This window comes from Candidatus Sulfotelmatobacter sp. (assembly GCA_035498555.1).
GTDB lineage: Bacteria > Eisenbacteria > RBG-16-71-46 > RBG-16-71-46 > RBG-16-71-46 > DATKAB01.
In genome coordinates this window covers 1-21660 of record DATKAB010000046.1, presented here as the reverse complement: position 1 = coordinate 21660, position 21660 = coordinate 1, and the positions used below count along the sequence as shown (strand labels likewise).

Genomic DNA, 21660 nt, shown 5'->3' with positions numbered 1-21660 from the left:
CCCGCCCCCGGGTGGGAGAGCTCTCGCCCGTGTGGGGCCTGTTTCTCGCGGCGGCGACCACCTGCGTGCCGCCCGCACACGCGATCGTCACCGAGGTGTTCTACGACGCCATCGGTGACGACACCGGCAACGAGTTCGTCGAGCTGTTCAACCCCACCGCCGCCACGCTGTCGCTCGCCGGCGCACGGCTCGAGGCTGGCGACGGCGCGGGACCGGATCGGTGGTCGCTGCGGTGGAGCGGGACCGGTGAGGATTCGATTCCCGCCGGCGCCCGCTTCGTGATCGGCGGGGCGCGCGTTTCGCCCGCGCCGCAGCGGCTCGTGGTGCTCGACCTGCAGAACGGGCCCGACGCCGTGCGCATGGTGTGGCCGGACGGCGCGAGCGAGGTCGTGGGCTATGGCGCGCTCGCCTATCCCGAGTATTCCTGCGGCGCACCGGCTGCGGACGTGGCTGCCGGGCTGTCGCTTTCGCGCATGCCCGACGACGCGGATCTCGGCAGCAACGCGCTCGACTTCCGCGCGGCGGCGCCTTCGCCCGGGCGCGAGAACCAGCCGCGCCGCGATCTCGCGCTCTTGCCCGGATCGCTGGCGCTCGACCCCGAGCGCCCGGATGCCGGCGGTTCCGCGCGGCTCACCGGGCGAATCGTCAATCGCGGTCGCGATTGGGTTGCGACCAGCGACGTTGCCATCACGCTCGACGTCGAGCCGCTCGATGGGCCGGGCGGATCCGCCACGACGAGTCAGGAGCCGTGGGCCTCGCCTGGCCTCTCGCCCGGCGACACGCTCGGGTTCGCGCTCGATCTTGCCGCGCTGCCGGCCGGGAAACAGCGTCTGTGGGTGGATCTGGCGGTCGTCGCCGACGGCAATCCCGACGACGACCGCGATTCGCTGCGGGCGCGATTCGGTCCCGGCCCCCTGGCACTCACCGAGATTCAGTTCCATCCCGCCGATGGCGAGGGGGAGTGGGTCGAAGTTCGAAATCAATCCGCGCTGCCACTGGATCCCGCCGCCTTCACGCTCGCGGACCGCGGCAGCACGCGCGGCGTGCCGAGCGAAGGATTGGGCCCGCTCGCGCCCGACAGCCTGGCGGTGTTCGCGCAGGATCGCCTCGCGCTGCTCGGTGCCCGCCCCGAGCTCGATCCGAATCGCGTCTGGCGGGTGAGCCCCTGGGCCGCGCTCAACAACACCGACGACGACGCCGGCATCGCCGACATCGCGACGCTGCGCGAGGCCGACGACGTGGTGAGCGATCGCGTCCCCTACCGCGCATCCGGAGTTCCGGCCGGGGTGCCGATCGAGCGCCGCGACGGACTCTGGCAGCCCTCACTCGATCCGCGCGGCAGCCCGCTCCAGCCGCCGCGGGCGTTGCCGCCGGTCGCCGGCCATTTCGCGCTCTCGCCGGCGCGGGTGGGCCCGACCGGCTCGCTCCATCTCGAATGGTCCCTGCCGTGGCCGCGCGCCCGGGTGAGCGTCACGCTGTACGATCTCAACGGTCGCCGCGTCGCCACGCTCCTCCCCGAGATCTCGACCGCCGGGCGCGGCGTGCGCGACCTGTCGCTCGGGGCCGCGCCGCCCGGCTTCTTCTGGGCCTCGCTCCAGGCGCTGGCCGAAAGCGGCGGTGAGCGACTCACCGAGACGCGTGCGCTCCGGGTCGTGGCGCCGGCGCCGTGACCACGGCCTCGGTGCTCGCGATGCTCGCCATGGCGCTGCCGGCGGTCGCGATCGCGCAGGAGTTCGCCGCTCCCACTTCGCGCGCCACGCTCGGCCCCGGAGCGCTGCTCGAGCGCGCGCTGCCGAATGGCGCCACCGGCGCGTCGCTGGCGACGCTCCTCACGCGCTGGCCGCTGGCCATGACCGCGCGCTCGCTGATCGCGGGCGGCGCCTTCCGCGGTGTCGCGGCCGAGGCCGGAGTCGCGAGCGCCGGCGACGACGCGCTGGGCTGGAACGCCGCGGGCCTCGCGCTCGGAATCGCCGACCGCGTCGCGGGCGCCGCGGCGCGCGCGGTCGTGCGCCGGGATCACGAATCGCCGGTGGAGCTGCCCGCGGTCGGCGTCGAGACCGGCATGGGCGGCTGGATGAGCCTCGGGCCCATGCGAATCTGGGCCAGCGCGCCGCAGGCGTTCCTCGCCGGCGAGAGTCCGCCGCTGCCGCGCGGGCTCACGGCGGGGGTCGAGTGGGCGGCCGGCGGCGTGGCGCTCGGGCTCGAGCGCGAGGCGCCCCGCCAGGGAATCGTCGAGCCCGCGGCGCACGCTGCACGGCTGTCGCTCGCGCTCGCCGGCATCACGGCGTGGACCGAGCTGCGCGACCAGCCGCTGCGAGGAGGTGTGGGGATCGAGGCCACGGTCGGCGCGCTCCGCGTCGCGAGCCAGGTGGACGGCCACCCGGTGCTCGCGCCGACGGTGCGGATGAGCCTCGCCCTCGAGCGGCGCCGGCCGGACTCGTGAACGCGCGCGCCGCGGCCCTGGCGCCGGCATTCGCGCTCGCGCTGCCGCTCGCCGCGGCGCTCGCGCTGCCATTCGCCGCGGCGCTCGCGCTCGCCGATGAAATCGATCCGCCGGTCGACGCTCCCGACAACACCGACGTGACGTACGAGCGCGCCGATTCGATGGCCGCGGGAAGCGTCGAGGTGGAGCTCGGGCTCGACGGGCGCGGGAACTCGACGGTGCGGAGAGCGCGCGCACTCCGTTTCAGCGGCGCGGATCTCGACGGCACGCTGCGCGAAGGCGGCGACGATCCGCTCGATGGCGCCGACGTCGGCGGGCGCTCGGAAACCTTCGCCTGGCGCGTCGGCCGCAACGCGCCGCAGTGGGGGCGCGGCTGGCTGGTGGGCTCGCCGCGGGCGCCGTGGAGCGATGCCCGCGTCGAGAGCGAGGACCGCCTGCGGACCGGGCCGCGCGGCGACGTCGCCTGGGCCGAGGCCGGCGGACCGGTCCGACTCGAGGCGCTGGCCGGCCGCTTTGCCCGCCGCGACGTGGCGGCGATGCGGGTCGGCGCCGGGATCGCGGGCTTGAGCGCGGCCGCGACGCACGCAGGCCTCGCGGGAGCCGGGCTCTCGCTCGAATCCGATTCGCTCGGGGCCGAGCTGGCGGGGGATCGCGCCGGGCGCTGGCGCGGCGAGTTGTCGGCGCTGGTGTCGCGCCCGAGCGGACGCCTGGGAGTGTCCGCACGCGCCGGATCAGGAGGCTTCCGGTCGCTGCTGGCGCCGTCTCGCAGCGGCCCTTCCCAGGCGCTCGGAGTGAGCTGGGAGCGGGGGCTGAATTTCATTCGGCCACGCGCCGCGGCCGCTCTGTGGCGCTTCGGATCGGGCGGCACGGGCGCGCGTGCGGTGCTTGAAGTGGGGTTCCGTTTGGATCACCATGCCGTGCTGAGGCTCGGTGTCGAAGAGCAGCACGGGGTGCGCCGCGAGGGTGCCGCGCCACGCGGCATGCGCCAGGGCTGGTGGGGAGAGTGGCGAGGCGGCTCGGAGCACGTGCGCCTCGAGATGCGCCTCGAAGCCTGGGGCGGCGAGGCGTTCGCGCGTGAACCGGCGCGGGGGATGAGCCGCGCCGCCGTCGAGGGGCTTGGGCCCCACGGCGCGCGGCTTCGCATCGAGCACGCGGTGTTTCGATCGGGGTCGGGCGAGAGTCTCAGGCTGCCGGAATTCGACAGTGATCGCGTGGTGTTGCGCGCCCTGTCGGGGGTCGGCGAGCGAACGCGAGTGGAGCTGAATCTGCCGGGCCCGGCGGGACGCATGCGGGCCGGCTGGAGTTACACCGCGGCGGCGAGGCCGCCGTCGCGCACGCAATGGTCGCTACGCTGGGCACGAAGCGCGCGCTTGAAGGGCGCGACATCCTGAGGAGAGAGGCATGACGTTCGCGAAGCGCATGACCCGGCTGGGCACGGAGACCGCTTTCGAGGTGCTGGCGCGCGCCCGTGCGCTGGAGGCGACGGGCAAGAAGGTCGTTCATCTCGAGATCGGCGAGCCCGACTTCGATACGCCCGCCTTCATTCGCAAGGCCGCGGCACAGGCGCTGGAGGAAGGCTGGACCCACTACGGGCCGTCGGCGGGACTCCCGGAGTTCCGCCAGACCATCGCCGACGTGTTCGGCGCCGAGCGCGCGATTCCGTGCGATGCCGACAACGTGGTGGTGACGCCGGGGGCCAAGCCGATCATGTTCTTCGCCATGCTCGCGCTGCTCGAAGAGGGCGACGAGGTCATCTATCCGAATCCCGGCTTCCCGATCTACGAATCGGTGGCCAACTTCCTGAACGCGCGCCCGGTGGCGCTCCAGCTCAAGGAAGAGGACGAGTTCGACGTCGATCTCAAGGACCTCGAGAAGAAGATCACCTCGCGCACCCGGCTGCTGGTGATCAATTCCCCGCACAATCCGACCGGCGCGGTGATGAAGCCCGAGACCGTGCATGCCCTCGCGGCGCTGGCGCGCAAGCATGATTTCTGGATCCTGTCGGACGAGATCTACGCGCGCATCCAGTATCAGGGGAAGCACCTCTCGATCGCTTCCCTGCCCGGCATGGCGGAGCGCACCATCGTGCTCGACGGATTCTCCAAGACCTTCTCGATGACCGGCTGGCGTCTGGGCTTCGGCATCATGCCGAAGCCGCTCGCCGTGCACGTCACGCGGCTGATGACCAATTCCAACTCGTGCACGGCCAGCTTCATTCAGAAGGCCGGCCAGGCGGCGCTTACCGGTCCGCAGGGCGAGATGCACGCGATGGTCGCCGAATTCAAGGTGCGGCGCGACGAGATCGTCGAGGGCCTGAACAAGATCCCGGGCGTCAAGTGCTTCATGCCGCGCGGAGCGTTCTACGCCTTCCCCAACATTCGCGGTACCGGCTTGACCAGCAAGGAGCTGTCGACCGCACTGCTCGAGGAGGCCGGGGTCGCGTGCCTCGCCGGCACCTCGTTCGGCGTGCATGGCGAGGGCTACCTGCGGTTCTCCTACGCGAATTCGATGGAGAACATTCGCTTCGCGCTCGGCGCCATCAACGAGTTTCTGTCGGTTCGCGCGCGCGGCTGACGCGGACGCCGGCGCCGACCGACGCGTGATGAAGAGGCCGCTCCCGCGCGAGCACGCGGCCGCGTCGCTCGGGGTGGGGGCGGCCTTCCTGCTGCTCTACGGCTTCACCGCGGCGCCCGGGCTCCGCTGGGCCGACAGCGCCGAGTTCCAGACCGTGGCGCTGCTCGGCGGGATTCCCCACTCGTCGGGCTATCCGCTGTGGCTGATCGCGGCCCGCGCCTTCGCCTGGCTGCCGGCGTTCGCCCCCGAATTCCGCGTCACGTTGCTGAGCGCGACCGCGGGCGCGGCGGCGCTCGCGCTGATGGTGCGCCGCCTCGGCGAGTTGCGCGTCTCGCTCGCGGGCTCGGTGATCGCGGCCGGCCTCCTGGGCCTCAGCTTCAGCTTCTGGCGCGTGGCGCTGCGCGCCGAGGTCTATTCGCTCTCGATCCTGATGGCGTTTCTTGCGCTCGGGGCGCTGTTGCGCGCCCGTGCGACCGGCGCGCGGCGCGAGGTGCTGGGGGCCGGCTTCCTGCTCGGCCTGGTGATGACGGTGCACCTGTTCTTCGCGCCCGCGGTGGCGATCGCCGGGCTCGCGCTCGCCTGGCGCGAGGGGCGGCGCGGACTCTCGGGAGGCGCGGGAACGCCTGCCGGATCTCCGACTCGCGCCGCGGTCGGACTCGCGCTCTTGCTCGGCGCCTTCCTGCTCGGGCTCACGCCCTATCTGCTGCTGGTGTGGATGGACGCGCACGGCGTGCCCGCCAACTTTCTCGACCTGGTGCGCCACGCCGCCTCAATCATGGGAGTGGATCATCCGCCGCTCGACACGCCCTGGCAGCGCGTGTGGTGGCTGGTCACCGGGCGCAACGTCTATCCCCCGCTGCCGGTCGAGCACCATCCGCGCTCGATCTTCTATGGCCTCGTGGATGGGTCGGCGCTGCTGTGCCTGTTCGAGCTGGGTCCGGTGGCGGCGGCGCTGGCGGCACTCGGCTTTGCGCGGCGCTGGCGCCGCGATCGAAGCTTGGCGGCGCTGCTCGCCGCGGCGATCGTGGCGACGCTGGCGTTCGCCGCCCTGATCACGCGCGGCGCAATGCTCGATCTGTTCCTGCTGCCGGCGACCGCGCTGGGAACGCTGCTGGCGGCGGATGGGGTGGACGGACTGCTCGAGCGTTTCGCTCGTTCGCGACCGGCGGAGCCGCCCACGGCACGAGCGTGGGCCGGCATCGCGATCTGGGCGCTGCTGGTGTTCCCGCCCCATCTGCTGCGCGCGAGCGCTGCCGCCCATCCGATCGGACCGCGCGGCTGGCAGGTGATCGAGGAGGACCGGACCCTTCACGCCGGCCTGTTTCCCGGCATGCGCCACGCGGCCGAGGCAGCACCGTGGGGCCGATCGGTGCTGGAGTCGGCGCCAAGGAACGCGCTGCTGCTCGCCTCCTGGCCCGACTTCACGCCGCTCCGGCACCTGCGCCTGGTGGAGGGGTTGCGGCCCGATCTGACGCTCGATCAGATCGCGCCCGAGACCATCGACCGGCGCGTCCGCGGCTGGCTCGCCGCCCGCGACGGATTGCCGGCGCCGATCGTCTTCACCGAGCGAGGGGAGCGCGAACGGCCCTATCTCGGCGCCGCAGATTCGGTGAAGGTCGCCGCGGGGCGCTGGATCTACATCGTGCGCGCCGTGGACAGTCGCGTGCCCTGAAGCGACAGCGTCCCGGTTTCGCGCTGCGCCATGGCCGCCGTATCGCGCTTCCCCGGCGGGCACGGCGCGTGCAGTCCTGCGAGCCACCACGCCCTCGAGCCGCTCCCGGTTCGCTCCCGTGGAGACGCCCGATGCTCAAACAGTTCTGCTACATCGTGATGGTTGCGATCATGATCGCCGAGGGAGCGGTCATCGCTGCAGAAGCCCGCGCCGACTCCCCGCTCGTCATCAACGAAATCCTGGCCGGCCCGGCGCGCGACTGGGATGGAAGCGGCGCGTTTTCCTCGCGCGACGACGAGTGGGTCGAGATGTTCAATGCCGGCGGCGCGACCCTCGACCTCAACGGGTACTTTCTCACCGACGGCGATTCCATTCCGCGCTACGCATTCACCGGTGACCTCGCGCCCGGCGGGCACCTGGTGGTCTACGGCAAGACGTCGTTCGACTGGGAGCATGCCAACGGCTTCCCGGCCTTCGGACTCTCGCTCGGCAACTCCGGCGACGCCGTGCTGCTCTGGCACGTGAGCGGCTCAGACACGACGCTGGTGGACTCGCATGTCTTCGGCAGTCACGAAGCGGCTGCGGATCGCGCGGTGGGCCGCTCGCCCGATGGCGGCCCGGACTGGGCCCTGTTCGACGGACTCGATCCCTACACCGGCTCGACCGCGCCGACCGGGACCGGATGCATGCCGACGCCCGGAGAGGCGAATCTCTGCAACTCGACTCCGACCGCGCCGGTCACGTGGGGGAGGATCAAGGCGATCTATCACTGAGAGGGAATGGCCGGCACCCGGTTGTTCCAAAGCGTCTGACCGGCACGGGCCTCATTCCGGGGTCAGTTGAGGTCGGGGGCGCGGCTTCGATAGGCTTGAAGCTGAGTCGGCGCGGCCGCGCCCCCCGAGGGTGGGTCGCTCCATCCGCACCCTCACGACCTCTTGGAGTCGTCGCCACTTCCCATGCCACGGCCGTCGATTCGAGCGATCGCCGCTGGCGGCGTGCTCCTCGCCTTTCTCATCCTCTACTCCTATACCGCTGCACCGGGAATCCTGTACGGCGACAGCGGGGAGCTCCAGGCCGCAGCGTTGACGGCCGGCATCCCGCACGCCACCGGCTACCCCACCTTCGTGCTGCTGGGCGGGCTGTTTGGCCGCCTCGGGTTCGCGAGCCCTGCCTATTGCGTCAACTGGATGAGCGCCTTCTTCGGAGCCGCGACGGGGGCGCTGCTGGTCGTGCTGATGGGCGAGCTGGGCATCGGCGTCGCGGCCTCGGTCGCGGCAGCCTGCATGTTCGGCCTCGCGTTCAGTCCATGGCGCACTTCACTTCGCGCCGAGGTGTACACGCTCGCCAACGCGTTCGCGGTGCTGGCGGGGTGGAGGACCTGGGCCGCCCACCGCAGCGGGCGCCCCGTCGATGCCCTGCTCGCCGGCGTCCTTCTCGGTCTCACGCTCACCGGGCACATGATTTTCGCTCCGCTGGTCGCGGTGCTCGGCGTGTCGCTGGTCATGCTCGTCTGGCGTCGCGATCCGCATCCGATTCCGAGTCTGCTCCTGCTGCTCGGCTCATTCCTGCTCGGTGTCTCGCCCTACCTGTTCCTCGTCATCGCCGACGTTCGCCATCCGGCGATCAACTACTACGACATGGTGCGCATCGTTCAGAACCCGTTCGGGCGCCCGATGCCCGATTTCGACACGCCCTGGAAACGCCTGGGGTGGATGATCGCCGGCCGCAACAGCTATCCGCCGGCGCCGATGGCGATCCAGTGGCGGGCCATGCTGATTCGACCTCTGGAGGCCGGGTTCGACGTCTTCGTGTTCGAGTTGGGCCCCATCGCCTTGCTCCTGGCCTGGCTCGGCTGGCGCCGCCACGTGCGGCTCGACCCGGGAAGCGCGCGAGTGCTGGCGCTGGGGCTCATCGCCTCGAGCGCGTTCGCGATTCTGCTGGCCGGAAATCCCATGCTCGAGCTCTTCCTCCTGCCCGTTCTGCTGATCGTCACCTTCTGGGTCGGTTCCGGGCTTCAGGTGGTTCAGCCGATGGCGGCGGGTCGGGGGCGCGGAGTGCTGATCGGCGCCGCGGTCGCGGCGGTGGCGGTGGTGGCGATCACGGCCAACGCGCTCCGCGAATACGCGGAGGTGCACCCGTTCACGCGCTGGAAGTTCCGGGTCGTGGAAGAGGATCCGAGCCTGCGCGCCGGCTGGCTTCCCAGCATGCGAAGCTTCGACGAGCCCGAGCGCTATGGCCGGAGCGCGATCGAGCGGATCCCCCGAGGCGCGCTGGTGATCGCGGGCTGGAGCGAGCTGAATGTGCTGCGTTATCTGCAGGCGGTGGAAGGGCGTCGAACGGACCTTGCACTCGAGCAGACTTCGGCGTTCAGCCTGCCGGATCGCATGCGGCTCTGGCAGCGGGCGCACGACGTCTCGCGGCAGCCTTTCGTGTTCACCGAATGGGTTCCCGAGATGGCGAAGTACTACGCGATCGCCGAAACGCTGGACGTCATCCCCGGCCATCGCCTGTACGTGCAGCGCACGCCGATCGCCGACCCCGGGCGCTGACCGTGAAACGGCGCGCGATTGACCCTTGCCTCGACGGCGGTTAACTTCCGCACGAATCGCACGCCCGCCGTGCGCCCTCCGGGAGGTCCCGTTGAACCCCACCGTGCCGTCCGCCGAGCTCGTCGACGCCCATCAGAAGGGGCGCCTGCAATGGCCGGTGGAAAAGCTCACGGCCAAGGCGCTCGACATCCGCCGCGACATCGTCACCATGCTGGTCAAGTCGCAGACCGGGCATTCCGGCGGCCCGCTGTCGTGCTCGGACTTCGGCACGGCGTTGTTCTTCCACGAACTGAACATCGATCCCGCGAACCCGTCGTGGCCCGAACGCGACTTCTGGCACTTTTCGATCGGCCACGTCACGCCGGTGATCTACTCGCTGATGGCCGAGCGCGGCTACTTCCCGCTCAGGGACCTGATGAAATTCCGCACCTTCGACGGCCACACCCAGGGCCACCCGTCGCATCACGACACGCCGGGCATCGAAGTGTCCGCCGGCTCGCTCGGCCAGGGCCTGTCGGTGGCGTGCGGTGTCGCCAAGGCCGCGCAGATCGACCATCACCCGCGGCGCGTGTACTGCGTGATGGGCGACGGCGAGCAGCAGGAGGGACAGATCTGGGAAGCGGCGATGTTCGCGGCGCACTATCGGCTCGACAACCTGTGCGCCATCATCGACTACAACCGCAAGCAGATCGACGGCGACGTCGAGGACGTGATGGGCATCAAGCCGCTCGACGCGAAGTGGCGCAGCTTCAATTGGAACGTGATCGAATGCAACGGCCACGACATTCCCGACGTGCTTCGCGCGTTCGCCGAAGCCCGCGCCTTCAAGGGCCGGCCGAGCGTGATCCTGGCGCACACCGCGATGGGCCAGGGCGTGTCGTTCATGGCCGACGACTACCGCTGGCACGGTAAGCCGCCGAAGCCCGATCAGGGCGAGGTCGCGTTGAAGGAACTGGGCACCAACTACGCCGAGTGGTCGGCGCGGCTGCTCGGCCACTGACCCGAAGACACCCATGACCGCCACCATCACGCTGCCCGAGAAAGTCGAGATGAAGAAGACGCGCGAAGGCTTCGGCCGCGCGCTGGTGACGCTGGGCGAGAAGGATCCTCGCATCGTGGTGCTGGTGGGAGATCTCGCCGAATCCACCATGGTGAGTTTCTTCGCCGAGCGCTTCCCCGACCGATTCATTCAGGTGGGGATCGCCGAGCAGAACATGTGCGGCGTGGCCGCGGGCCTCGCGGCGATGGGCAAGATCCCCTTCTGGTCCACCTACGGCGCGTTCGCTTCGTGCCGCGCCGCGGACCAGATTCGCGTGACGCTCGCCTACACCAACCTCAACGTGAAGATCGGTGGCGCGCACGGCGGCATTTCGGTCGGCCCGGACGGCGCGACCCATCAGGCGATGGAGGAGATCTCCATCATCCGCTCGATCCCGAACATGAAGATGATCGTGCCCTGCGACTACTGGGAGTCGTACAAGGCGACGATGGCGGCCGCCTACGAGCCGGGGCCGGTCTACATCCGCTTCGGCCGCGAGGACGTGCCGCTCGTCACCACCGAGCAGACCCCCTTTACGTTCGGCAAGGCCGAGGTGTTCGCGTCCGGCAAGGACCTCAGCATCATCGCGTGCGGCGTCATGGTCTACGAGGCGCTTCGCGCCCGCGAGCAGCTGCTGGAGCGCGGCGTCGAGGCGCGCGTCGTGAACCTGCACACCGTCAAGCCGCTCGATCGCGCGACGATCGAGCAGTGCGCTCGGGATACCGGCGCGATCGTGACCGCCGAAGAGCATCAGGTGAACGGCGGGCTCGGCGGCGCGGTGGCCGAGGCGGTCGTGCAGAACACGCCGGTGCCGATGGAGCTGGTCGCGGTGCACGACCGCTTCGGCCAATCCGGCAAGCCCGCCGAGCTGATGGATGCCTTCGGCTTGCGCGCGAAGGACATCGTGGCGGCTGCCGAGCGCGTGCTGGCGCGGAAGAAGAATCGCGGCTGAGTCGAGCTCAGCCTCCGACTCGCTGGAGCCCTGCGCGCGCCTCGTCGTTCTGCGGGTGGATCTGCAGCTCGTAGCGGAAATACTGGGCGGCGCGCGCGCGATTGCCGATTTTCTCCCACGCCTCGCCCAACCGCTGATACTCGTCCACCGGCGGTCCGCCGATCGCGCGCTCCTTCTGGAACTCGGCGATCGCGGCGCCCCAGTCGCCTTCGGCGAGCGCCAGGTAGCCGAGCCGCCGGTGCGCGCTGTAGAAGCGCGGGTCCACTTGAAGCGCCCCCAGCAGATGCCGCCGCGCACCCATGCGGTCGCCGTCCAGGAAGTCGAGATTCGCAAGCGTGGATTGCGCCTGAGCGCTGAGCGGTGAGGCGCGCACGCAGCGCTCGAGATCGGCCCGCATCTGCGCGCGCAGGCCGGCATTCGATGCCAGCGACTCGCGCAGGTTCATGAGCGCCTCCCGCCCGCCCGGCATGACGTGGAACGCCATCCCGCGGGCCGCCTCGGCGGTCGCGCCCGAGCGGCGCAGATAGAGCGCCGAGGCGTCATCGCGAAACACCAGCGCCCAGGTCGAATCCTGATCGAGGCGATCCATCAGGTGATCGTTCTCCACCCAATCCTGGTGCCCGTCGAGCAACGCGAGCTGGAAGTCGCGCTCCTGCATCAGTTCGTTCCACGCCTCCGGGCTGGCGAAGCAATAGGCGTAGAGCTCGCGGTCGCGGCGGGAGCCGCTCTGATGGATGTCCATGAACGGCAGCCGTTCGCGCTGCGGCCAGAAGCGCCACAGCAGGTAGCCGCCGAAGTAGTAGGGATTGAAGAAGCGACCCTGAAGCCCGAAGTGCTCGATGAAGTCACAGGCCGGCCCCGGGTAGTAGGTGGCGACAAAGCCGATCCCGGCCGGGAACTCGGGGCGACCCCATTCGGGAATGCCGGCGAGCACGATCGCGGCGCCGACCATCGCCGCCCGCGTGACCGGTCGCGTCCAGGAGGCCGGCCAGCGCAGCGATCCCAGGAGCTCGGAGAGATCGCGCGCCAGATAGGGCGCGGCCGCCACCACCAGGAAGCCGGCGAAGCGCTGGTTGAAGAGCGTGAGCGCCACGAACAGCGTCGCAGTCGCGACCTCGACGCCATCCAGGCGTCGCAGGCGCAGGCGCGAGAACGCCAGCAGCGGCCACAGCGCCACCAGGATCGGCAGACCGCTGCGCAGATGCGAGCGCCAAGTGAGCCACAGCGGCGAAAGCTCGGGGATGGTGAGATAGACCGGCTCGTGGCGCCAGGTCAGGAAGTATTCGAATGGCTGCCAGAGCGCTCGCCAGCCGAACGGATTGAGGAACGAGACCGCGGCGCACAATGCCAGGGTCCACAAGAGCGGCAGGTCGTCGAAGCGGGCGATCGCGGCCCGAATCCGGGCGCCGAGCCCGGTTCCATCCGCGCGATCGAGCGCCGGCTCGGGCCACCGACGTCGCAGCTCGGCGGGCAGGTGGATCGCGATGAGAGCGAGTCCCAGCCAGTACGAGATGTGCGCGTTCGCCCACACCCAGGCCAGCGCGACGAGCCCGATGGCGCCGCCCGCCGCCCGAGCCCGGCGCCGTTCCAGCACCCACAGCTGCAGGGCGAGCAGTACCGCCACCAGGGTTTCGGGGCGCACCTGGCTGCGCGGGCGATAGGGGAGCGCGCACGCCGCGATCACCAGCAGCGGAGTCAATCCGCGAGCGCCGAGCCTGCGCGCCACGGCCCAGGCGATGCCGAACGCACCGAGCGTCGTGAGCCAGCGCCAGACCTGGAGCCCCGGTTCGCCTCCCACTTTCCAGAACGGCCACAGCAGCACCGTGAACAGCCAGGAGGGCAGCACGTCGGGCTGTCCGAACATCGGCCAGGTCCACAGGTGTTCCTGGGGGATGCGGCCGAGCTGCCAGAGCGCCTTCCCGACCAGCAGATGCTGCCAGACGTCGGGCGTGCTCATGCGGAAGGTCACGGAGTATGCGACGCAGCCGAAGGCCACGAGCGCCACCGCGGCCAGCGGCCAGCCCCCGGCCGGGGGCATCGGCGAAATCGCGCGCGATGCACGATTCTCGCGAGCCGAGCGGCCCGGGCGAGCAGGGGAAGTCTTCGACACGCAGGGGTTATAGCACGCGGGCGCGCTCGTTGACGCCCTTTGCGCCGGGCTCCTATATTCCCCGCCCGGCTTCGTGCGGAAGTGGCGGAACTGGCAGACGCACTAGATTCAGGTTCTAGCGCCCGAAAGGGTGTGGGGGTTCAAATCCCCCCTTCCGCACCACTCTTCGCGACCCCTCCTGAGGCCCGCGCTTCCTTCCGCGCCGGCCCTTCAATTCGAGCCATGGCGCGCTCCACTGAAAGCGCGGAAAAGTTGGTGGCCCAGAATCGCCGGGCCTATCACGACTATCAGGTGCTCGAGACTCTCGAGACCGGTCTGGTGCTGACCGGGACCGAGGTGAAGAGCCTGCGTATCGGCAAGGCCAGCCTGGCCGAGGCCTATGCCTCGGTGGACAACGGCGAGCTGTTCGTGCGCCAGCTTCACATTCCCCCGTACGAGCAGGGCAACCGGTTCAATCCCGATCCGGTGCGCGCCCGAAAGCTGCTCGCCCATCGCACCGAGATCGAACGACTGCGGCGCGCGGTCGAGCAGAAGGGCATGACGCTGGTGCCCCTCAAGCTCTACTTCTCGAGGGGGCACGCCAAGCTCCTGATCGGGGTCGCGCGCGGCAAGAAGTCCTTCGACAAACGCGCCTCGATCGCCGAGCGCGATGCGCGCCGCGAGATGGAGCGCGCGCGGCGTGGCCGGGAGCGCGGCGAGTGACGCGGGTTCCAGGCGCGCCCGGCTTCCTCCGCCGGGCGTTCGCGATCGCGGTGCTGGCGCTGGCGGCGGGCGCCGTTCCCGCGCCCAGGGCGGGCGCCTCGGAGCCCCCGCTCAGCGAGCCGGTCCAGCGTCTCGAGGGTCAGCCGTACGTGAGCGGTTCGGCGCTCGCCCGACTGCTTCAGGCGACGCGCTTCTGGCGCGCCGACATCCGCAAGATGGTATTGCGCAGCGGCAATCATCGCGTGGTGCTGACCGTGGACAATCCGTTCGTGGTGGTGGACGACCACACCGTGCGATTGCCCGTCCCGGTGCGCTCGCTGCACGGTGAGCTGCAGGTGCCGGTGGCGCTGACGGATTCGCTGCCCCGCGATTCGACCCTGGCGCGGCTGGTGCTCGACCCCCGCGGCCAGCGCCTGGTGGTGGTGCCGCCCGGCGGGGTGGTCGGCAGCCCGCGCATCACCAGCACGGAAGGCATCACCCGGGTCACGTTCGCTTGCGAGCATTCGGACCAGGCGAAAGTGGTGGGCCGCGCGCACGCCAATTTTCAGGTGCATCTCGAAGGATTCTTCGCCGGCCTCTTGCCCGACACGATTCCGGGGCCGTCGCTGGTGCGAAAGCTGCGCGAGCTGCCGACCGCTTCGGGCAGCGCGTTCGAGATGACCGTCGGGCCGGAAGCGGTGGGCTGGCGCGTCGTGCGCGACCCGGACCGCGTCACCTTCGAGTTCTGGCGCCGCCCCGGGACGCTGCTCGAGACTTTCGCTCCCGAAGGGCCGCCCGGGCCGCGCGCTCTTCACGTGATCGTGCTGGATCCCGGCCATGGCGGCGAAGACGCCGGCGTCATCGTGGGGGAGGCGATCGAGAAGGATCTCACGCTGGCGCTGGCCCGCGCGCTCAAGCCCGAACTCGAGAAGCGCCTCGGTGCGCGAGTGGTCCTGACGCGCGACGCCGACGTGCCGCTCACCGCCGATCAGCGCGCCGAGGCGGCGAATCGCTCGCGGGCCGACCTGGTGCTGTCGCTCCACTTCGACGGCCTGCCGGGCTCGCGAGCCCGCGGCTTCACCGCCTACTGTCCTCCCGCCACCTCGGGAGCCACGGCGGCTGCGGCGACCGGATTTCCCGCGCCGATCGAGATCCTGCCGTGGCGTGACGTCGCCACCCGGCACGCGGTGCGCGCGCGCGAAATCGCCGAAGCGGTGATGGCGTCGATCGAGCTGCGCGACGAGGGGCCGGCGCGTCTTCGCGAGACCCTGGCGTACCCGCTGCTGGGAGTGAACGCGCCCGGGCTCCTGCTCGAATGTGCGACGCTCACCTCGAACGAGGATCTCGCCCGATTGCGTTCCGCGAACGGGATCACCGATCTGGCCACGTCGATCGCCGAAGGCGTCGAGAACTGGCAGCGCCAGCGATGAGGACCGTGAGACGACTCTTGATTGTGGGCCTCGGAATCGCTGTGCTAGCGTGGGCCGCGTGGCGTTTCATGCATCGCGCCGAGGTTCCCCCGCCGCCGCCGGGCGTGGATTCGGTCAGCACCGGCGTCCATTCGGTGGAGCTGTGGTTCGCTTCGGCGGACGGTGACAGCCTGGTGCGCGAGGCGCGCGACGTGGTGGAGCCCGAGGCGCTCCATCAGCGCGTCGCGGAGATCGTCGCTCAGCTGGAGCGCGGACCGCAGCGCTCGGGCATCCGAACCCTGCCGCCCGGCACCGCGGTGCTTCATGTCTATCTCGATGACCGAGGGCTTCTCACCCTGGACCTGTCGCGGGCGTTCCAGCAGGGCTTTCGTGGTGGCGCGGGCGCCGAATACCTGACGCTCGGTTCGCTGGTGCGCACCCTCGCCGCCAATCTGCCCGGGGTGAAGCGCGTCATGCTGGTCGCCGACGGCAATCCGCTGTCGAGCCTCGGCGGACATCTGCCGCTGGACCGGCCGCTCGAAGTCTCGGACTGGCCATGATCTGATGCCCGCCACCCACGATCCTCGTCCCATCGGCGTCTTCGATTCCGGCCTCGGCGGCCTGACTTCCGTGCGCGAGCTGTTCCGCGCGCTGCCGTCGGAGTCGGTGGTGTACTTCGGCGACACGGCGCGGCTGCCCTACGGAAGCAAGTCACGCGAGACCGTCACGCGCTTCGCGCTCGAGATCGGCGAATTCCTGGTTCGCCAGAACGTCAAGTGCCTGCTGGTGGCGTGCAACACCGCTTCGTCGTTCGCGCTCGAAGCGGTGCAACATCGGCTGTCGCTGCCGGTGGTGGGCGTGATCGAACCGGCCGCGCGCGCCGCGGTGGCGGCGAGCCCGCACGGCCGCATCGGCGTGACGGGAACGCTCGGCACGGTGGGGAGCGGCGCCTACCCCGCGGCGATCGCGCGCCTCGCCCCCGGCGCCGCCGTGATCTCGCGCGCCTGTCCGCTGTTCGTGCCGCTGATCGAGGAAGGCTGGATCGATCACCCCGTGACGCGCGCGGTGGCCGAGGAATACCTGCTCGAGCTGCGCGCCGGCCAGCTCGAGAGCCTGATCCTGGGCTGTACCCACTATCCGCTGATCGCGCCGCTGATCGCCGAGCTGATGGGGCCGGCGGTGCAGCTGGTGGACTCGGGCGCCGAAGCGGCCCGCGAGGTGGCGCGCCTGCTCGCCGAGCGCGGACAGCTCGCCTCGGGACCGCCCGATCATCACTTCTACGTGAGCGACGAGCCGCGCAACTTCAAGCGCATCGCGCAGTCGTTCCTCGGGCGGGAGCTGCCACCGGTCACGGTGGTGGATCAAACCGATCTGCCGTGGTTCGAGCGCACGCCCTCGATTCGAGAAGGTGAGCCGAAATGACGCGCAAACCGGCGGCGATTCGCGAGCGCGAAGCGCGGACTCCGGAGACTCCGGAATTCGCGCGCCACGACGGCCGGCGCGCCGCTCAGACGCGTCCGTTCAAGATCGAGCGTGGCCCCATGCCCAACGCGGAGGGCTCGGCGCTGGTCACCATGGGGCGCACACGGGTGCTTTGCTCGGCCTCGGTGGACGAGAAGGCGCCCGGCTGGATGCGCGGCCAGGGGAAGGGCTGGGTGACCGCCGAGTATGGCATGCTGCCGCGCAGCACCACCCAGCGGACCCCGCGCTCGGTGCAGACCGGCGGCCGGGCGCAGGAGATCCAGCGGTTGATCGGACGATCGCTGCGCGCCGTCACCGACCTCACGGTGTTCGGCGAGCGCACCATCATCCTCGACTGCGACGTGCTCGAAGCCGATGGCGGCACGCGCACCGCCGCGATCAACGGGGCGATGGTGGCGCTGCACGACGCGTTCGTCGCGCTGTCCAATCGCGGGCAGCTCAAGGGGCCGCCGCTGAGAGATTCCCTGGCCGCCATCTCGGTCGGCGTCGTGCAGGGTATTCCCTGCCTCGACCTCGACTACGCCGAGGACGCCGGCGCCCACGTGGACATGAACGTGGTGATGACCGGCTCCGGCCGCTACGTCGAGATCCAGGGCACCGGCGAAGGCGTTTCGTTCACCGAGGCCGAACTTCGTCAACTCCTGCGGCTCGCGCGGACCGGAATTCGCCGCGTCACCACCCTCCATCGCCGGTTGATGGGGGACTCGGGGCTGCTGCCGGCCGCCTGACGCGGGAACGAGCCGATTCGGCGCGGTTTCGCGCGTTTGGGTGTTGAGATGCCACTCTCAGGGTGAGTACTCTCGTGACACGCGGACCCCCACTCCGTGCGGCTCCCGCGAGCCCGAATGTGCCCCCGGGCAACTCTGTCGTCCCTTCACGTTCCGTTGCGGGAGCTCCCCATGCGCCGAGTGTTTCGCCGGTTCGCGCCCCGTCCTCTTCTGCTGATCCTCCTTCCGCTGACCCTGTTCGCCGCTCGACCGTCCGCGGCGCTCACGGTTGCGCAGATCACCTCGATTCCGTCCGCGAATCAGAGCTGGGGGCTGGTGGGCTCGGGCTCGTCGATCGAAGCGGACGTGTTCTGGATCCGCAACACCGTCACGGTGACCAGCTCGTTCACGCTGACTCTGAACCCGGGCATCATCGTGAAATTCGACCCGGGCACCTACCTCCAGGTGAATGGCTCGATCCACGCGGTGGGCACCGGCGGGAATCTGATCCACATCACCTCGAGCCGTGACGACACGCAGGGCGGGGACACCAACGGCGACGGCGCCTCGACTCAGGCGGCGCCCTCCGATTGGAACGCGATCTACCTGGCCAGCCACGCCAGCCCGGACTCGTCTCGATTCGTGTTCTGCGACATCGCCTACGGCGGCTACGGCGGCAACGGCATGATCACGTTCCAGACCGGCATCTCGGGAGACGTCCTCAACTGCACGCTGCGCCGCGCCTACAGCGGGATCGCGATGAATGGGACGTCGGCGCCCAACATCGTCGACACCAACATCCAGAACTCGACACTGACTCCGATCATCATGGACTTCAATTCCACGCCGGCGTTCAACCGCCTCACCTTCTCGCAGGGCAACAACGCCTACGACGCGGTCGGGATCCGCTCCAACATCCTGAACAGCGGCACCGCCACGCTGACCAAGCGAACGGTCACGGTCGGGACCACGCTCTACAACAACATCACCTACGTGGTGTTGGGTGGGGAGACGATCAATCCCACCGCGACGCTGGTTCTCTCGCCGGGAATCGTGCTCAAGATGGTGGGCGGCGCCAGCATGGTCAACTACGGCACGCTGACCATGAATGGCACGCCGACCGACACCGTCTCGGTCACCTCGATCCACGACGACACCATCGGTCAGCCCGCCGACACCAACGACAACGGCTCGTCCACCTCGCCGCATGGGGGCGACTGGTCTCAGATCAATTTCCAAGCCGGCTCGACCGGGTCGCTGCAGTATTGCCAGCTTCGATTCGGCACCACCGGCACCAGCAACGGAATGCTCGAGGCCTTCAACGTCAATCTCCCGGTCTCGAACACGCTGCTCACCGACGCCGGGCATGGCTTCACGTTTCACGGCACCTCGGCGCCCACTCTGACCAACGTGGTGATCAACAACATGGCGTCGTCGCCGACGCTCATGTCGCTCACCTGCAATCCGAGCATCACCAACCTGAGCTTTCACGCCAACACCATCACCGCACTCGGCCTCATCGGGGAGACGGTGACCGGCGCGCTTCACCTCACGCAGCGCAACATTCCCCCCTACAACAACATCACCTACTACATCCAGGGCGGGTATCTCGACATCGCGTCCGGATCGTCGCTCGTCATCGACGCCGGCATCGTGATCAAGTTCCCGGTGAGCGGCGGCGTCGGCATCATCGCGGACGGGACGCTCACCGCGAACGGAACGGTCGGCGCCCCGGTCGTCTTCACCGGCGAGCGCGACAATGTCTGGGGGAATCCCGCCGACACCAACGGCGATGGCGGCGGGACCTCGCCCGCGCCCGGCCAGTGGGGCTTCATCCAGATCAACTCCACTGCGGGCGCCAGCGCGCTCAACTATTGCCGCATCGAATGCGGTTCGGCGGCGCCATTCGATGGCTATCCCTGCAACCTGTGGATCAATGGTTCATCGCCGACCATCAGCCACTGCAACGTCAACCGTGGCAACTACGGGATTCGCGTGAACGGCGCGGTCACGCCCACGATCGGGACTGCCGACACCGTCACCAACTGCGTCACCGCGCCGATCCTGATGTCGGCGATGAGCGATCCCACCTTCACCTCGCCGTACTTCGCGAACAACGGCCAGAACGGCCTGGCGCTGATCAGCGAGACCCTGACTCAAAACGCGACGATCAAGTATCGCCCGCAGGTCATCTTCCCGCCGCCGGCGGCGACTTCGGTCTTCGCCTACGTCGTGAACGGGACCATCACGGTCCCGCTCGGGGTGACGCTCGCGATCCAACCGCAGGTGGTGATCAAGGTGCAGAACGGTCCCGCCTTCTCGATCGCGGGGACGCTCAACGCGGTCGGGAATCCGGGTGGCGCGAACCGCATCACGGTCACGTCATACCGGGACGACACCGTGGGCGGAGACACCAACGGCGACACCAACGCCAGCTCGCCGACCTCGGGCAACTGGGGCACGGCGTTCTCGTTCACTTCGACCGCGAGCGCGACCAGCGTGGTGCGCAACTGCCTGTTCACCTTTGGCGGCTCGGGCAATTCCGGCGGACCGGCGGTGATGGCGGTGGGTTCGAAGCCACGGATCGTCAGCTCCGACTTCCTGTTCAACAACAGCGCGCTGACCTTCGGCGCAGGATCCACGTCGGTGGTGGATTCCTGCTCGATTCTCAACTGCAACAATCTGCCGGTGAACATGTCGCTGCTCGCCGACCCGACCTTCACGCACATCACCTGGTCGGGGAATCCCTACAGCGTGATCGGCATCCTCGGCGAGAGCATCGGGCAGGACGCGCATCTCACCACGCGCAACCTGGGACCCGGGCCACTCTCGAACATCGCCTACGCGCCGACCGGCACCATCACCATCGGCAGCTCGGCCAAGTGGACGATCGAGCCCGGGCTCACGATCAAGCTCGGCCGCTACGGGGTTGATCCCACCGGGTTCTACATCGCGATCGACGGCGCGCTGGCCGCGAACGGCACTCCCGACAGCCTGATCATCTTCACTTCGATGGCGGACGACGCGTTCAGCGGCGATAGCAACGGCGACGGTGCTTCTTCACACGGCAACCCCGGGGACTGGTGGGGAATCGGCTTCAGCGCGCTGACCAACGTGGCCGCCACGGTCATGAACAACGTGCGGCTCCGCTTCGCCGGCGGCAACGGCGTGCCGGCGATCTCGATGACGAACGCCAGCGTCCCGATCACCAACACCAATGTCACCGCCGGCTACGAGGGGATCGACATTCTCGGCACCTCGGCGCCGCTGCTCAGCGCGGTGAACGTGGATTCGTGCACGTATTTCCCGATCCGCATGTCGCTGGCCGGCAACCCTACCTTCACCAACGTGTTCTTCAAGTCCAATAGCTACACCGGCATTGGCGTGGTGAACGAGACCATCGCGCAGGACCTGCTATGGAAGATCCGGCCGATCTCGGGACGCAACAACATGCCGTATCTGGTGGACGGGAATGTCGGGGCCGGCCTCGCCACCACCCTGACGCTCCAGCCCGGCCTGATCGTGAAGCTCCGTCCGGGCGCCAACATCATCGTGAATCGCGCCTTCTTCGCGCTCGGCAAGGCAGTCCCCGAGAGCCTGATCGTGTTCACCTCGATCCGCGACGATTTCTACGGCGGCCGCAGCGACACCACCTCCGCCACCACCGCGCCCAACGCCGGCGACTGGAGCACCGTGCTGGTGCAGAACACGGCGATCGACGGGCAGGTCCATTTCCACGATTGCGTCTTCCGTTACGGCGGATCGGGCTTCCAGGGCGCGCTGCGCTGCAACAGCTCGAACCCGGCGGTGGACTCGTGCCTGTTCGCCTACAACTCGACCGGGATTTCGGTCGAAGGCTCGGCCAACCCGCACATCCAGGGGTCCAGTTTCCTCGGCCACGTCTACGACGCGGTCTACAACGCCGGCAATTCGCACTGCGTGTTCGCCGAGCAGTGCTGGTGGGGCGCCAACAACGGCCCCAACGACCCGAGCGCGACCCCCGACGTCTGCAACGCCAGCGTGGGCCCGACCAACCTCGGCA

At 69.5% G+C, this 21660-nt stretch carries 16 protein-coding genes and 1 tRNA gene; 16 read left to right on the top strand and 1 reads right to left on the bottom strand.

Annotation, left to right across the window (positions count from 1 at the left end; genetic code table 11):
* Positions 1 to 29 precede the first annotated feature (29 nt).
* The 9 genes from VMJ70_04035 to VMJ70_03995 all read left to right on the top strand — a co-directional run bounded on the left by VMJ70_04035 (position 30) and on the right by VMJ70_03995 (position 11229).
* A complete protein-coding gene (locus tag VMJ70_04035) occupies positions 30 to 1670 on the top strand; it encodes a hypothetical protein (GenBank protein ID HTO90277.1) in 1641 nt (546 codons plus the stop codon).
* Complete coding sequence (locus VMJ70_04030; GenBank protein ID HTO90276.1) at positions 1667 to 2443, top strand: hypothetical protein; 777 nt, start codon at positions 1667 to 1669, stop codon at positions 2441 to 2443. The genes VMJ70_04035 and VMJ70_04030 overlap by 4 nt, the downstream gene beginning before the upstream one ends.
* The gene (locus VMJ70_04025) at positions 2440 to 3834 is read left to right on the top strand and encodes a hypothetical protein (protein ID HTO90275.1); all 1395 of its coding nucleotides are present in this window, start codon (positions 2440 to 2442) and stop codon (positions 3832 to 3834) included. Before VMJ70_04030 ends, VMJ70_04025 begins: the two co-directional genes overlap by 4 nt.
* 10 nt (positions 3835 to 3844) lie before the next feature.
* Positions 3845 to 5017 carry a pyridoxal phosphate-dependent aminotransferase gene (locus tag VMJ70_04020; protein HTO90274.1) on the top strand — a complete coding sequence of 391 codons (1173 nt, stop codon included), beginning with the start codon at positions 3845 to 3847 and terminating at the stop codon, positions 5015 to 5017.
* Positions 5018 to 5045: 28 nt separating this feature from the next.
* Positions 5046 to 6689: a DUF2723 domain-containing protein gene (locus tag VMJ70_04015; protein HTO90273.1), complete on the top strand. Its 1644-nt coding sequence runs from the start codon at positions 5046 to 5048 to the stop codon at positions 6687 to 6689.
* 131 nt (positions 6690 to 6820) lie between these two features.
* Complete coding sequence (locus VMJ70_04010) at positions 6821 to 7462, top strand: lamin tail domain-containing protein (GenBank protein HTO90272.1); 642 nt, start codon at positions 6821 to 6823, stop codon at positions 7460 to 7462.
* A gap of 183 nt (positions 7463 to 7645) precedes the next feature.
* Entirely contained in the window at positions 7646 to 9238 is a 1593-nt protein-coding gene (locus tag VMJ70_04005) for a DUF2723 domain-containing protein (GenBank protein ID HTO90271.1), read from the top strand.
* A 91-nt stretch (positions 9239 to 9329) separates the two neighbouring features.
* Positions 9330 to 10238, top strand: a complete 909-nt coding sequence (locus VMJ70_04000; GenBank protein HTO90270.1) for a transketolase — start codon at positions 9330 to 9332, stop codon at positions 10236 to 10238.
* Between the two features lie 13 nt (positions 10239 to 10251).
* The gene (locus VMJ70_03995; GenBank protein ID HTO90269.1) at positions 10252 to 11229 is read left to right on the top strand and encodes a transketolase C-terminal domain-containing protein; all 978 of its coding nucleotides are present in this window, start codon (positions 10252 to 10254) and stop codon (positions 11227 to 11229) included.
* Between the two features lie 7 nt (positions 11230 to 11236).
* Here VMJ70_03995 and VMJ70_03990 read toward each other — a convergent pair whose 3' ends face one another.
* Entirely contained in the window at positions 11237 to 13267 is a 2031-nt protein-coding gene (locus VMJ70_03990) for a tetratricopeptide repeat protein (GenBank protein ID HTO90268.1), read from the bottom strand.
* 147 nt (positions 13268 to 13414) lie between these two features.
* Here VMJ70_03990 and VMJ70_03985 point away from each other — a divergent pair.
* The 7 genes from VMJ70_03985 to VMJ70_03955 form a co-directional block, all read left to right on the top strand.
* A tRNA-Leu gene (locus VMJ70_03985) sits at positions 13415 to 13501 on the top strand.
* 60 nt (positions 13502 to 13561) lie between these two features.
* Positions 13562 to 14041 carry an SsrA-binding protein SmpB gene (gene smpB, locus VMJ70_03980; protein ID HTO90267.1) on the top strand — a complete coding sequence of 160 codons (480 nt, stop codon included), beginning with the start codon at positions 13562 to 13564 and terminating at the stop codon, positions 14039 to 14041.
* Entirely contained in the window at positions 14038 to 15450 is a 1413-nt protein-coding gene (locus tag VMJ70_03975; protein HTO90266.1) for an N-acetylmuramoyl-L-alanine amidase, read from the top strand. Before smpB ends, VMJ70_03975 begins: the two co-directional genes overlap by 4 nt.
* A 68-nt stretch (positions 15451 to 15518) precedes the next feature.
* Positions 15519 to 15989 (top strand): GerMN domain-containing protein, encoded by a 471-nt coding sequence (locus tag VMJ70_03970; GenBank protein ID HTO90265.1) that lies wholly within the window; start codon positions 15519 to 15521, stop codon positions 15987 to 15989.
* A 4-nt stretch (positions 15990 to 15993) separates the two neighbouring features.
* Positions 15994 to 16851: a glutamate racemase gene (gene murI, locus VMJ70_03965; protein ID HTO90264.1), complete on the top strand. Its 858-nt coding sequence runs from the start codon at positions 15994 to 15996 to the stop codon at positions 16849 to 16851.
* On the top strand, positions 16848 to 17639 hold the full coding sequence (gene rph / locus VMJ70_03960) for a ribonuclease PH (GenBank protein HTO90263.1): 792 nt from the start codon (positions 16848 to 16850) through the stop codon (positions 17637 to 17639). Before murI ends, rph begins: the two co-directional genes overlap by 4 nt.
* A 171-nt stretch (positions 17640 to 17810) precedes the next feature.
* A partial coding sequence (locus VMJ70_03955; protein ID HTO90262.1) for a hypothetical protein occupies positions 17811 to 21660 on the top strand: 3850 nt, incomplete at its 3' end.

Bases quoted from the DNA above. Each gene is read 5' to 3' on its own strand.
- murI (HTO90264.1), top strand. From the start codon at position 15,994: ATGCCCGCCACCCACGATCCTCGTCCCATCGGCGTCTTCGATTCCGGC.
- VMJ70_03990 (HTO90268.1), bottom strand. From the start codon at position 13,267: ATGCCCCCGGCCGGGGGCTGGCCGCTGGCCGCGGTGGCGCTCGTGGCC.
- VMJ70_04020 (HTO90274.1), top strand. From the start codon at position 3,845: ATGACGTTCGCGAAGCGCATGACCCGGCTGGGCACGGAGACCGCTTTC.
- smpB (HTO90267.1), top strand. From the start codon at position 13,562: ATGGCGCGCTCCACTGAAAGCGCGGAAAAGTTGGTGGCCCAGAATCGC.
- VMJ70_04010 (HTO90272.1), top strand. From the start codon at position 6,821: ATGCTCAAACAGTTCTGCTACATCGTGATGGTTGCGATCATGATCGCC.
- VMJ70_03995 (HTO90269.1), top strand. From the start codon at position 10,252: ATGACCGCCACCATCACGCTGCCCGAGAAAGTCGAGATGAAGAAGACG.
- VMJ70_03970 (HTO90265.1), top strand. From the start codon at position 15,519: ATGCATCGCGCCGAGGTTCCCCCGCCGCCGCCGGGCGTGGATTCGGTC.
- VMJ70_04005 (HTO90271.1), top strand. From the start codon at position 7,646: ATGCCACGGCCGTCGATTCGAGCGATCGCCGCTGGCGGCGTGCTCCTC.
- VMJ70_04015 (HTO90273.1), top strand. From the start codon at position 5,046: ATGAAGAGGCCGCTCCCGCGCGAGCACGCGGCCGCGTCGCTCGGGGTG.
- rph (HTO90263.1), top strand. From the start codon at position 16,848: ATGACGCGCAAACCGGCGGCGATTCGCGAGCGCGAAGCGCGGACTCCG.